This is a genomic window from Corynebacterium sp. 51B (assembly GCF_008930785.1).
GTDB classification, from domain to species: domain Bacteria; phylum Actinomycetota; class Actinomycetes; order Mycobacteriales; family Mycobacteriaceae; genus Corynebacterium; species Corynebacterium megadyptis.
This window is the reverse complement of record NZ_PQMK01000002.1, coordinates 116,263-129,729: the sequence shown is the minus strand read 5'-3', so window position 1 is coordinate 129,729 and position 13,467 is coordinate 116,263. Positions and strand designations below refer to the sequence as shown.

Genomic DNA, 13,467 nt, shown 5'->3' with positions numbered 1-13,467 from the left:
CCTCATTCCTCCTGAGACGCCGAGCTTTGGGCAGTACGGGGCAGAATCGACTCGAGTAGCGCGAGCGTCTTTGCCACCCGAGTGGGGCTGGTGAGATCGGGCTCATCACTACCCCACTGCCGCAGATCATAATTATCCCACGCTTGGCGACGCTGTGAGCGCGGATCATACACCACCGTCGATGCGCTATCGAAGACTTTGGTGGCCCGGCGCGGCATGCGATCCGCCACTGCGGCGCGATAGCGCGGCCAGCCCGAACCGACCTGGGAGTGGTGAATGAAGTTGCCCCAATAGGCCTGCAGCTCGGTGGTGAGCGCCGCGAACTCGGCGGCGCCTCCGAGTTTATTGAGGCCAGAGACGCGCGAGGCCTCCATATCGCCGAAGACGGCGGTGAGTTCGAGCGAATGCATCGCCCCGATGCCGAGGCGGCGCAGTGCCGCGGGGGCGAAGTCGAATCGATACATCCAGGTATCGGCGATGCGCGCATGGGCCTCGGCGAGCCGCACCGAAGGCACCCAAAACACAGCATCGGTGAGCAGGTCCGCAAAATCCTCGCGGCTAAACGCGGCCGAATACTCGCGCAGTACCTCGTGGGCGCGTTCGGTGTCGAAGGCGGTGAGCATGCGGTGTGCCGAACGCGAGCGCGCGGACTCGCGAACGTAGAGGGCCTTGGCTACCGAGGCTTCGTCATTATTCGTACCGATCAAAAGCGGCACCGGCGCCTGGCGCCCCTGTGCGAAGGCATCCAGCGGGTGCTGCGGCAGCACATGGCCGTCCACCACCGGGCCATAGGGCGAGTTGAGATTGAGCATGTCGCGCAAGCGCAACTGGGACAGACTGCCGGCGCGCACCAGATCGGCGGGCGGCAGCGCCCGGAGCACGGACATATCGGCGAGGTCGTGCAGTTTAAGATTGTCGACCAGCGCCCGCGCCCAGCGCCGCGACTGCTCCTGGGAGTGAAACGAGGCTGCCGGTGCGGACTGGGCAATAGCCTTATGAAATAACCCCCGCGCCGCCGGCGAGGCCAGCAGCGAAATCACGCTCGCGGCCCCCGCAGATTCGCCCATGATGGCAATATTGCTGCTATCGCCACCGAAGGAAGCGATATTCTTTTTCACCCAGCGCAACGCCGCCAGTTGATCGTGCATCGCCGGGGTGGGCACGCATTGGCCACCGATCTCCGATAAGTCGAGATAGCCGAATACCCCCAGCCGGAAGTTCAAAGACACATAGACCACATTCAGGGCGCGCACAAAGTTGTGCCCGCGCAGCATGGTTTCATGCGAGGAACCCACCAGATAGGAACCGCCGTGAAAATACACCACCACGGGCAGCTGCTCGTCAGTATCTGGGCGCACGATATCGAGGTTGAGGCAATCCGGCCCGCCCGCCAATTTCGTTCCCCATAAACTGGCCGGCTGCCACGCCTTGGCACCATATTCGGTGCAGTCTTTCACGCGGGACCACGGTTCGACGGGATGGGGCACCCGCCAGCGGCGTTCGCCGTCGACAAGCCCCGCATAGGGCACTCCTCGCCACGTCAGCAGTCCGGAGCGCGCCACTCCTTTGACATAACCAGCGGTGGTTCGGACCAGCGTTTCCATATCCTCCACGGTAGTTGCTCCGCGTAGTCGGTGCGGGCTACTACGCAGCAGAGTTCTTACGTCCCCGCCGCGCGCAGCCCTTCGATTATCAGACGCGTGTGGAGAAGAGATCACAGTGGCCGCAGCAGGCCCGTGCGGAATATAAATTATGCGCCGTTGTCGTTTAGTGTTGTCTATATCCGGCGGTGCAGTACAACCACTACACTGGGCAACAATGCCCACCAGCCCTGATATACAGCGCCCTCGCCAGAATGAGGCAGCACGGGGCGGGCATTCCTAGCACTCTGATAATTCCTTACCGCCGATTATTTTCCCCATTATGAATTTCTACTAAGGAGATCTCTTACTATGTCTCAATCCAGCTCGCACGAACCGACGTATGACATCACCGATGCATTGGGATCTGATCCCGAAACCTTGCACGAGCGCACCGGAGCATCCGGCAAGCTGCTCATTAAGGCTCTGAACCATGTGGTGAAGATGCAGTCGTCTTCTATCACCAGCTATGTGAACTGGCTACGCAAGCGCAACCCAGAAGCCAGCCCGGCTGATATTCAGAAGATGCTGGACCAGCACATCACCTATCTGGCCACCGGCTCCGGGGCCTCTGCCGGCATGGCCGCTGCCGTCCCAGGCATCGGTTTTATCACCGGCGCCGCCGCCGTGGGCGCGGAATCGCTGGTATTTCTCGACGCCGCCGCCTTCTACACCATGGCCTCGGCCTATCTGCGCGGCGCGGATATTTCCGATCCCCAGCGTCGAGAAGCGCTCATTCTCGTGGTGATCATGGGGTCCTCCGGCACCGCACTCGTCGATACAGCCGTGGGCGATCTGGGCGTTGAGGGAGGCGCATCGACGATCTCTACCCTCTCCCGTTTCTCCGGTCCGTCGATGAGCAAGATTAATAACCGCCTGCTCAAGCAGGCGTTGAAGCAGACCAATAAGCGGCTGCGCGCCGCGTGGATCGGCAAGGTGATGCCCTTGGGTATTGGCGCTGTGATCGGCACCGTCGCCAACCGCAAGCTGGCCAAGAAGCTCATCGGCAACACCTATGACTCCCTGGGCTCGGCACCGGCGGAGTTCCCCTCCCTGCTGCCTGCCCTCGAGGAGATTAAGGATGAGGACGTCAGCGCCATGGACAAGGAAGTCACCGACGCCGTCACCAAGGCCCACCAGAACGAGGGCCTGGCTGCCCGCAGCTGGGAGTTTGTCAGCTCCACCGCCAGCAACGTCGGCAGCAGCGTCGCTGATGCCGACGTTGCTGGAGGCGTGTCCGGTGCAGTGCGTAAGCTTCCTTTCGTACCGAAGAAGAAGGACGCCACCGACGGCGAGGCCTAACCTCGTGCGCTAAAACGCACCTGCCGGTGCACCGCTGCCCCTCGAGGCAGCACTCGGCCCCGCCACCTGTGCTGGCCCGCCGCTTCATGCGGTCGACGCAGGTGGCGGGGCTTTCCTGCATCGACAGCTCGAGCCCGCCAAAGGCGATACACAAGTAGATCGGTATATAGAGCAGGAGGAGCAGAACCGTGACCGCTTCGCAGTCCGCGAACTCTGAGACGGAGCGCGCCGGCATCACCGAGCGCGGCAGCTCTCGCACCTCCTCAGCTCAGCACCGGTCCGCTCAGTCCCAGCGCGGCTTTCCGGCCCTGCGGCGGCTGCTCAGCACCGCCTGGGAGCTGAAGTCGGTCAGCCTCTTTGCCATCGTCTGCACCCTCGCCGAGGTTGTGGCCGAGCTCAGCGTGCCCCTGCTGACCGGTAGCGCGGTGGATATCGCCACGGGCTCGCGCGAGGGCACCTCGTGGACAGAGTTCGTCCATCGCTCCGGCATCTTCTCCCCCTTCGGCGTATCCGGAAGCGCCGATGCGCTGCGGATCGTGGTGATCTCCCTTATCCTCGCCGCCCTGATTCGCTTCGTCTTCCAAGCGGGGCGCCGCTACTCCGCAGGCAGGTTATCCATCTCCGTTCAGCACCTGCTGCGCATACGTATTCTCTCCACACTCTCTCGCCTCGACGGCCCCGGCCATGACCGCATCCGCACCGGCGAGGTGGTCTCGCGCTCTATCTCGGATCTCAACCAGATCCAAGGCATTCTGGCCATGACCCCCTTGGCGCTGGGCTCGCTGCTGAAAATCCTTGCCGAGCTCGCCGTCATGCTCTGGCTTTCTCCCCTGCTGGCGCTGGTGGCGGTGATCTCGCTGCCGGTGGTGATCGTGGCCGCGGCGGTGTCGCGGCGCCCGCTCTACGCCGCCACGTGGACCGCCCAACAGCAAGCCGCGGAGGTGGCGAGCCACGTGGAGGAAACCGTCAGCGGTATTCGCGTGGTCAAGGCCTTCACCCAGGAAGACCGCGAAAGTACTACTCTCGCCGCTGCCAGCCGCCGGCTTTTCGCCCTGCGCATGCGCGTCGCCCGCCTCACCGCCCGCAGCATCCCCTTTATTGAACGCCTCCCGCAGGTCGCGCTGGTGGCCAATGTCGCCCTCGGCGGTCTCTTAGTGCTCAACGGCACGATCACGCTCGGAATCTTTGTCACCTTCTCCTCCTACCTAGTCTCCCTCACCGGCCTCGCCCGCGTCTCCTCCGGCATGCTCATGCGCATCTACATGGGCTTTTCCTCAGTGGAACGCGTATTTGACGTTCTCGACCAGCGCCCCGCACTGCCCGATACCACCGATCCTGTGTCCCTGCCCGCCAGCCGTCTCGGCCTCGACGTGCACAATGTGCACTTCAGCCAGCCGGAGACTGGGCGCGCCGTACTCAACGGCATGTCGCTGCGCATTCCCCCTGGCACCCGCATGGCCATGGTGGGCCCCGGCGGCTCAGGGAAAACGATGCTTACCCAGCTCGTGGGCCGTTTCTACGACCCCGACGAGGGCAGCATTGCGCTTATCGACGCGACCTCCCGGCGTTATGACCTGCGCGATATTCGCCGCGCCGAGCTGCGTGAGCGGGTGGCCATCGTCTTCGACGATCCCTTCTTGTTCTCGGATTCCATCCGCAACAACATCACCGTCGGGGCGGATATCCCGGAGGAGGAACTCCGCACCGCCCTCGAGGCTTCCTGTGCCGCCGAGTTTGTGGATGAGCTCGACGACGGCCTCGACACCGTCTTAGGAGAGCGCGGCCTCGATCTCTCTGGCGGTCAGCGCCAGCGCATCGCCCTTGCCCGGGCCTTGGCGCGGGGCGCGGATGTGGTGGTGCTCGACGACGCCACCTCTGCCATCGACGCCATCACAGAGGCAGCGATCTACGCGGGCATTCGCCGCTACTACCCCGACCTGACGATCCTCGCTATCGCCCACCGCGCCTCCACCCTGGAGCTCACCGATACGGTGGCGCTTGTGGATGAAGGCCGCGTCAGCGCCTGCGGCAGCTTGGAGGAGATCTCGGCGAATCAGGACTTCGCGCACCTGATGGATCTCAGTTTCCAGCAGCGCCCCAGCGAAGACGAGCCCGTGCCCTTCGACTCGGAGGTCCGGCCCAGCGATGAGCAGCTCTGGCCTGCAGAGCCGGTGGGGCGGCGGCCACACGAGCGCGGCACAATTGCCAAGTCGCAGGCCACCGCTATTAGCGGGCGCGGCGCGCTGATGTCGCAGCCGCTGAATGATCGCCTCGCCGCCGATATCGCACGCCTGCCCGAGGCTACCGAGCAGCCGCAGCTCACCGTGTCGAATACCGAGGAGGGCTTTAGCCTAAAGCGGCTGTTCCGCCCCGTGCGCGGTCTCATCCTCACCAGCATTGTGCTGCTGGTGATGGGGGTGCTCGCCGATATCGCCCTGCCCACCCTCATCCGCTATGCCATCGACCGCGGCATCAGCGAAAATAACCTGCGCATGCTGGTGCTCATGGCGCTTGCCGGGCTGGCGGTGATCCTGCTCAGCTGGGCGGCGGCGGTGGCCCAAACCATCGTCACCGCCCGCACGGGCGAGCGCCTGCTCTACGGGTTGCGCGTGCGTTCCTTCCGCCACATCCTGCGACTGTCCATGGACTTTTTCGAACGCACCCTCTCGGGCAAGATCATGACCCGCATGACCACCGATATCGATGCGCTGAGCTCTTTTCTCCAAACTGGGCTGGCGCAAACCGTGGTGGCATTGAGCACGCTGGTGGGTATCTCCGTGATGCTTCTGGCCACCGATGTCCAGCTCTCGCTGCTGGCCTTCAGTGCGCTGCCGATCGTCGCAGTGGCCACCGTGGTGTTTCGCCGCATCTCCTCTCGGCTCTATCGCCGCAGCCGGGAACAGATATCGGCGGTCAACGCCGAGTTTCAGGAATCGGTGGGAGCACTACGCACCAGCCAGATGCACGGCGCCGTGGATCGCAGCCTCGCAGAGTTCACGGCCGCAGCAGCAGAATACAAGCGGCTGCGCATCGCCTCCCACACCGCTGTTTCTCTCTATTTCCCCGGCATTAATGCCATCTCCCAGCTCGCCCAGGCGGCCGTGGTGGGTTGGGGCGCCATGATGGTGCTCGAGGGGGAGATTTCTGCGGGCGTGCTCGTTGCCTTCGTTATGTATCTCAGCGCACTCTTCGGCCCGATCCAACAGCTCTCCCAAGTCTTTGACAGCTATCAACAGGCCTCGGTGGGCTTCAACCGCATCCGCGATTTGCTCACCACCCAACCCAGCGTGGTGTCCACGGGCACGCGGGACGACGCCGCCCGCGCCGCCAGCGGCGCCCTAGCCCTCGATGATGTCAGCTTCAGCTATAGCCCGGATACCCCTGCGGTCACCGAGCATCTATCCTTCGAGCTCGCCCCCGGAAGCACGGTGGCGGTGGTGGGCCAGACCGGGGCGGGCAAGTCCACCATCATCAAACTCGCGGCCCGCTTCTACGACCCCGCCTCCGGCGCGGTGCGCGCCCGTGGGATAGACATCCGCGACTTTCCACTCGCCGCATGGCGGGGCCAGATCGGCATGGTCCCCCAAGAGGCGCACCTTTTTAGCGGCACCATCGCAGAGAACATCGCCTATGGTCGCCCCGAGGCCACCCGCGCTGAGATCACCGATGCCGCCGCTCGTGTCGGCGCGCTGAGCGCGATCGCCAGCATCCCCGGCGGATTCCGTGCCTCTCTCGGAGAAAAGGGCCGCGGCTTGTCCTCGGGCCAACGCCAGCTCGTCGCGCTCGCCCGCGCCGAGCTGACTCGACCGTCCCTGCTGCTTCTCGACGAGGCCACCGCCACCGTGGATCCCGCCACGGAAAACACCATTCTGCAGGCCTCAGACCGCGTCACAGACGCCCGCACCAGCGTGGTCGTGGCCCATCGCTTGAACACCGCCGCGCGGGCGGATCGGATCATTGTGATGGATCATGGCCGCATCATCGAGGACGGCACCCACGAGAACTTACTCAACCAAAAGGGAACCTATTGGCGCATGTGGACTTCCTCTTAGGAGGGTGCACTCGGCGCCAGGAGTGGTTAGCCCGCTCACACCCGCGACCGTGGTGGTCAGATCTCGCACGAGAGGTGCGTAATTTCTGCCCAGATTTAGGCGACAAAAGGGGTGGACCACCGTTAGTCTGGTCCAATACCACTAAACTGTGTATGAATCACCCAATAACCCAAGGAAATGAGGCGAGCACCTGCCGTGAGCAGCGCTAGTACTTTCGGCCAAAATCAGTGGCTGGTAGACCAGATGTTCCAGCAGTTCAAGGAGGATCCCTCCTCCGTAGACCAGGAATGGCGCGAGCTGTTCGAAAAGGAGGGCAGCCCCGCAGAGCCCACCCCCGCGAACACCCCCGCATCCTCGTCCAAGAGCTCCAAGAAGGCCGCCCCCAAGGACACCGAGGGCTCCGGCCCTAAGGCCCCTGCAGCGCCGAAGAACACCGCAGGTCCGAAGAATAAGGCCCAACACAGCGAACCACAGCCCATTGCTGAGAAGGCCCTGAAAGCAGCCACCGATCCCAATACCAAGATTGCGCAGGCTCGCGAGGCCGACAAGGAGAAGAAGCGTCAGGCAGCTCAATCGCCTCTGACTAAGATTCAGGACAGCCCCGAGGCCGGCAATTTCCCCATGAAGGGTGCTGCCAAGGCCGTGGCAAAGAACATGGACATCTCTCTCGAGCTGCCGACCGCCACCTCGGTGCGCGATATGCCGGCTCGGTTGATGTTCGAAAACCGCTCGGTTATTAACAATCACCTCAAGCGGACTGTGGGCGGCAAGATCTCCTTCACCCACATCATCGGCTACGCCATGGTGAAGGCAATCATGGCGCACCCCGATATGAATAACTCCTACGAGGTCATTGACGGCAAGCCGAACCTGGTGGTGCCGGAGCACATTAACCTCGGTCTCGCCATCGATATGGTGGGCAAGGGCGGCGAGCGTTCCCTCGTGGTCGCCAAGATCGCCGAGTGTGAAACCCTCGACTTCAAGCAGTTCGTCGAGGCCTACGAAGATGTGGTCGAGCGCGGCCGCACCGGCAAGCTGAAGATGCCGGACTTCCAAGGCATCACCTGCTCGCTTACCAACCCGGGCGGCATCGGTACCCGCCACTCTGTGCCCCGCCTCACCAAGGGCCAGGGCCTCATCGTGGGCGTGGGCTCCATGGACTACCCCGCCGAGTTCGCTGGCGCCTCCGAGGATCGCCTCGCCGAGCTGGGCGTGGGCAAGCTCGTGACCATTACGTCCACCTATGATCACCGCGTGATCCAAGGCGCCGAGTCCGGCGAGTTCCTGCGCACCATGTCCCAGCTGCTGGTGGATGACACCTTCTGGGATGAGATCTTCACCTGCATGTCCGTGCCCTATGCGCCGATTCGTTGGCGCCAGGATCAGCCCAACACCGGCATGGACAAGAACACCCGTGTGATGCAGCTGATCGAGGCCTACCGCTCCCGCGGCCACCTCATCGCCGATGTGAATCCGCTCAACTGGCATCAGCCCGGCATGCCGATTCCGGATCACTCCGATCTGCAGCTGGAGAGCCACGGATTGACCCTGTGGGATCTGGACCGCACCTTCCACGTGGGTGGCTTTGACCAGCGCGAAACCATGACCCTGCGTGAGGTCGTCACCAAGCTGCGCGCCGCCTACACCCTCAAGGTGGGCTCCGAGTACAACCACATCTTGGATAATGACGAGCGCACCTGGCTGCAGGACCGCCTCGAGGCGGGCATGCCCAAGCCCACCGTCGCCCAGCAAAAGTACATTCTGCAGAAGCTCAACGCCGCCGAGGCTTTCGAGAACTTCCTGCAAACCAAGTACGTGGGCCAAAAACGCTTCTCCCTCGAGGGCGCCGAGTCCCTGATCCCGTTGATGGATGCCGCCATCGATACCGCCGCCGGCCAGGGCCTGGACGAGGTTGTTATCGGCATGCCTCACCGCGGCCGTTTGAATGTGCTGGCCAATATCGTGGGCAAGCCGCTGAGCCAGCTCTTCAAGGAGTTCGAGGGCAACGCTGACCCGGCAGCTGCCGGTGGTTCCGGCGACGTGAAGTACCACCTCGGCGCCGAGGGCAAGCACATCCAGATGTTTGGCGACGGCGAGATCAAGGTGACGCTCACCGCTAACCCCTCGCACCTCGAGGCTGTTAACCCGGTCATGGAGGGCATCGCCCGCGCGAAGCAGGACATCCTGGACAAGGGCGAGGCCGGCTTCTCTGTCATGCCGCTGCTGCTGCACGGCGACGCCTCCTTCGCAGGCTTGGGCGTGGTGCAGGAGACCCTGAACTTGGCCCAGCTGCGCGGATACACCGTCGGTGGCACCGTGCACATCGTGGTGAATAACCAGATCGGCTTCACCACCACCCCGGATTCCGGTCGTTCCAGCCACTACGCCACCGATCTGGCCAAGGCCTATGGCTGCCCGATCTTCCACGTCAATGGCGACGACCCGGAGGCTGTGTACTGGGTCGGCCAGCTGGCCACCGAGTACCGCCGTCGCTACGGCAAGGATGTCTTCATCGACCTCATCTGCTACCGCCGTCGCGGTCACAACGAGGCCGATGATCCCTCGATGACCCAGCCGAAGATGTACGACCTGATTGACGGCCGCGAGACCGTTCGCGCCCGCTACACCCAGGACCTGATTGGTCGTGGCGATCTGAACAAGGATGACGCCGAGGCTGCCGCCCGCGACTTCCACGATCAGATGGAGTCGGTGTTCAACGAGGTCAAGGAAGCCAAGAAGCGCGACGCCTCCGGCCAGGAGGGCATCACCTCCTCCCAGGAGCTGCCGCATGGTTTGGACACCTCCATCACCCGCGAGGAACTCGTGGAGATGGGCCAAGCCTATGTCAATGTTCCCGAGGGCTTCGAGATCCACAAGCGCGTCAAGCCGGTGGCCAAGAAGCGTGCCCAGTCCGTCAAGGAAGGCGGCATCGACTGGGGTTGGGGCGAGCTGCTCGCCTTCGGCTCCTTGGCCATCGGTGCGGAACGCACCGTGCGTCTCGCCGGCGAGGATTCCCGCCGCGGTACCTTCACCCAGCGCCACGCCGTGATGTTCGATCCGAACACCGCCATTGAGTACAACCCGATCGATCACATCGCTCGCGAAGGCGGCGAGGGCAAGTTCATGGTGTACAACTCGGCTCTGACCGAGTTCGCCGGCATGGGCTTCGAGTACGGCTACTCCGTGGGCAACTTGGATGCTGTGGTGGCATGGGAAGCCCAGTTCGGTGACTTCGCCAATGGCGCCCAGACCATCATCGATCAGTACCTCTCCTCCGGTGAGGCAAAGTGGGGCCAGCTGTCCAAGCTGATCCTGCTGCTGCCCCACGGCTACGAGGGCCAGGGCCCGGACCACTCCTCCGCCCGCATCGAGCGCTTCTTGCAGCTGTGCGCCGAAGGCACCATGACCGTGGCCCAGCCGACCACCCCGGCGAACCACTTCCACCTCATCCGCCGCCACGCCCTGAGCGAGTTGCACCGCCCGCTCGTGGTCTTCACCCCGAAGTCCATGCTGCGCAACAAGGCCGCTGTGTCTGCCGTGGAGGACTTCACCGAGGTGAGCAAGTTCCAGTCGGTGATCAATGACCCGAACCAGTTCGATCGCAACGGCGAGCAGCTGGGCGATCCGGAGAAGGTCAAGACGATCCTGCTGTGCTCCGGCAAGGTCTACTACGACTTGGAGAAGCGCCGCGCCTACGACGGCCGCGACGATGTGGCTATCGTCCGCCTGGAGATGCTGCACCCGATCCCGCACAACCGCCTCAACGATGCCTTCGAGTGCTACCCGAACGCCGAAGAGGTGCGCTTCGTGCAGGACGAGCCGGCCAACCAGGGCCCCTGGCCCTTCCTGGCCCTGCACCTGCCGGACCTGCTGCCGGATATGCCGAAGCTGCGCCGCGTGTCTCGCCGCGCCCAGGCCTCTACCTCCACCGGTATGGCCAAGGTGCACCAGTTCGAGCAGAAGCAGCTCATTGACGAGGCCTTCGCCGACTAGACGCCTGCAAGCTGAGCCCACATAGCGAACGGGCTCAGCACAGTGCTACTACGCATCAGCCCCAGGAACCGAGTGATCTCGGTCCTGGGGCTGATGCGTTCTCTGCGTTATTGCTGCCGTGGCGTAGCTTTTAGTCCGCGCCGTTGGAGAGCACTCGGTTGGAGGACAAGAAGGTGGTGTAGACCTCATTTTGATCCTCGCCGCTATTGAGCTCCTCAGCGATCTCCTTCAAGGAGGCCTCGGAGATTGCGCCATTGACCACGTTGAGCTTGTCCCATTCCTTACGGTTGAGCAGCGGTCGCTGGTAGAGCACGATAAAGTTCTGCGGAAGTTTCAGATCTTCACTCTCTGCGCAGCCATGGGTGGGAGAAAAGTTCGAGTTGTGCACGGTGCGCGGCAGCGAGCCCAAGAGGCTATCGAGCACCGTCTCAGAGAAATCAATATCGGTCGGCGTGATCTCACCGGCATCAATCTTCGCCGTGTATTCCTGCGATAGTTCCTTGGCGCGGGCGGGATTAAGTGCTTCGAGGGCCGTACCAAGGCAGACCACCACGACATCGGCGTGGTGGGTTTCCACCGCCTGAATCCGCTGGGCGGTACCGATGTCATACTCGAAGTCCACGAAGGTTTGGCGGCCACGAGAGGCAAGCGCCCGTGAGTACAGCTCCCCCATGATCACTTGTTCTTGATCGGAAGAGTCCACCATCACTTGCACGGGTGACACCTCTACCTCATTGACTTGGCGGTAGGGCTCGGCGACGCAACCACTGCTCACCGCCCCCACCAAACCGAGGGCGCATACAGTGCGCACGGTCGCTGGGGCGCTGGGGTGGAACTGCCGAGGCATCGTGGTGGTCATAGTGCAAGCAGGCCAATCTAGCTAGGCAAATACGACTGACGGTGGGCCATGCACAGATCACGACGCATACAGCGCACCCGCGCGGCCGCACCACCGCTGATTCTAGCGCAGCTACCCATAGAGCCCGCGCCGCTACGGAATTGCTGATATCGCCTCGAGCGGCGGTACACTTGCCTGCGGTCCACACCACAGTGCTGGGCGTGTACGTCAAGGAGGTTCTCGCATGGTTGATCCACTTCGTTTGCCGCGTAAGCGTGGCGAGCACACTGACGCCCAGGAGCACCCTGTGGGCTCTCGCCTGCGCGTACCCGTGGAACGGGCCGTGGATCGTTGTCGCGTGATCTACCAAGGACGCGAGCTGAACCAAGAGTTCTCCTACGAGAATGCTCTGCACTACGCCACTGAGCACGAAGACTGCTACGTTCTCCTGGAGCTCTCCGAACCTGATGAGCAGCAGATGGAGCACATTGCCGCGATCTATGGGGTGGATGAACTGATCGTGGAAGACACCGTGACCGCCCATCAGCGGCCCAAGGTGGAACGCTACGATGATCAGCTCTTCTTTGTGTTGCGCACCGTGGTGTATCAGGAGCATGAGCGCGTGCGTGATGCCAAGGAGATCATCCAAACCGGTGAACTCCAGATGATTCTGGGGCCGAACTTCATCATCGCTATCCGGCACGGAGTGCTTACCGGACTGAAACGCTGGCGCCGCGAGCTGAGCGAGTGGTCCGAGCAGCTCGAGCTGGGCCCTGTGGCATTAGCGTGGCAGCTCTCTGACCTCGTGGTGAACGAGTACGTGCGCATTGCCGGCGAGCTCACCACGGATGTGGACGAGATCGAGGAAGAAGTATTCACCCCGAACTCCCCGGTCGATATTTCCCAGATCTACATGCTCAAGCGTGAGATTCTGGAGATGAGGCATTCGGTCGATCCGCTCAGCACCGCGCTGCGTATTCTCACTCAGAACCACAAGGATGTGCTGACTAAGCCGCTGCGCTCCTACTTCCGTGACGTGCTGGACAATCAGCTCATTGCAGCCGACTCCATCGCCTCTCTCGATGAGCGACTCACCGCCTTGATCGATGCTGCCGTGGCGAAGGTGACCATGCAGCAAAACTCGGACATGCGTAAGATTTCCGCTCTCGTCGGCATGGCCGCACTGCCCACCATGATCGCCGGCGTGTACGGCATGAACTTCGATCACATGCCGGAACTGCACTACGAATACGGCTACTACGTAGTGCTCGGCGTCATGATTGCCGCTGTGGTTCTCATGTGGTGGGTGCTGAAGAAAAACCACTGGCTCTAACCTCAGCGCCGTGGGGCGCAGGCTAGAGCCAGTGGCTCTCATCGTGCTTCATGCACGGCTTTAGCTTCGCGGAAACTCCGAATTATCCGAGGGCTCGTCCCACGACTGTTCCTGTTGCGGCTGCTGCGGCTGCGCAGGTTGTTGCGGCTGCGGTTGCGCAGGTTGTTGCGGCTGCTGCTGCTCACGAGGTGCGGGCCATCCACCTTGGGGCTGCTGCGACGCCCCCTGCGGCTGCTGCTGCACCCCCTGTTGCGAATTCTGCGGCGCCTGCTGTTGCTGCGGGTTCTGCGGCGCCTCCTGCTGCTGCAC

Annotated in this window: 6 protein-coding genes; 4 read left to right on the top strand and 2 right to left on the bottom strand. The window is 62.9% G+C overall.

The window, feature by feature from the left end; genetic code table 11:
• Positions 1–2: 2 nt before the first annotated feature.
• Positions 3–1,604, bottom strand: coding sequence for a carboxylesterase/lipase family protein (locus GBB14_RS03565; RefSeq protein ID WP_151529921.1), 1,602 nt, complete (start codon positions 1,602–1,604; stop codon positions 3–5).
• Positions 1,605–1,952: 348 nt separating this feature from the next.
• On the opposite strand from GBB14_RS03565, the gene GBB14_RS03560 reads away from it, so the two are divergent.
• The 3 genes from GBB14_RS03560 to GBB14_RS03550 all read left to right on the top strand — a co-directional run bounded on the left by GBB14_RS03560 (position 1,953) and on the right by GBB14_RS03550 (position 10,987).
• Positions 1,953–2,942: a hypothetical protein gene (locus GBB14_RS03560; RefSeq protein ID WP_151529920.1), complete on the top strand. Its 990-nt coding sequence runs from the start codon at positions 1,953–1,955 to the stop codon at positions 2,940–2,942.
• 308 nt (positions 2,943–3,250) lie between these two features.
• On the top strand, positions 3,251–6,994 hold the full coding sequence (locus GBB14_RS03555; RefSeq protein WP_370451589.1) for an ABC transporter ATP-binding protein: 3,744 nt from the start codon (positions 3,251–3,253) through the stop codon (positions 6,992–6,994).
• Between the two features lie 195 nt (positions 6,995–7,189).
• Positions 7,190–10,987 carry a multifunctional oxoglutarate decarboxylase/oxoglutarate dehydrogenase thiamine pyrophosphate-binding subunit/dihydrolipoyllysine-residue succinyltransferase subunit gene (locus tag GBB14_RS03550; protein WP_151529919.1) on the top strand — a complete coding sequence of 1,266 codons (3,798 nt, stop codon included), beginning with the start codon at positions 7,190–7,192 and terminating at the stop codon, positions 10,985–10,987.
• A gap of 130 nt (positions 10,988–11,117) precedes the next feature.
• Here GBB14_RS03550 and GBB14_RS03545 read toward each other — a convergent pair whose 3' ends face one another.
• Positions 11,118–11,846 (bottom strand): hypothetical protein, encoded by a 729-nt coding sequence (locus GBB14_RS03545; RefSeq protein WP_151529918.1) that lies wholly within the window; start codon positions 11,844–11,846, stop codon positions 11,118–11,120.
• A 223-nt stretch (positions 11,847–12,069) separates the two neighbouring features.
• Between GBB14_RS03545 and GBB14_RS03540 the strand changes: the two genes are divergently transcribed.
• Positions 12,070–13,158, top strand: coding sequence for a magnesium and cobalt transport protein CorA (locus GBB14_RS03540; RefSeq protein WP_151529917.1), 1,089 nt, complete (start codon positions 12,070–12,072; stop codon positions 13,156–13,158).
• Positions 13,159–13,467: the final 309 nt, after the last annotated feature.

Coding starts and splice junctions, on each gene's coding strand:
- GBB14_RS03560 (WP_151529920.1), top strand. CDS start 1,953: ATGTCTCAATCCAGCTCGCACGAACCGACGTATGACATCACCGATGCA.
- GBB14_RS03545 (WP_151529918.1), bottom strand. CDS start 11,846: ATGACCACCACGATGCCTCGGCAGTTCCACCCCAGCGCCCCAGCGACC.
- GBB14_RS03540 (WP_151529917.1), top strand. CDS start 12,070: ATGGTTGATCCACTTCGTTTGCCGCGTAAGCGTGGCGAGCACACTGAC.
- GBB14_RS03565 (WP_151529921.1), bottom strand. CDS start 1,604: ATGGAAACGCTGGTCCGAACCACCGCTGGTTATGTCAAAGGAGTGGCG.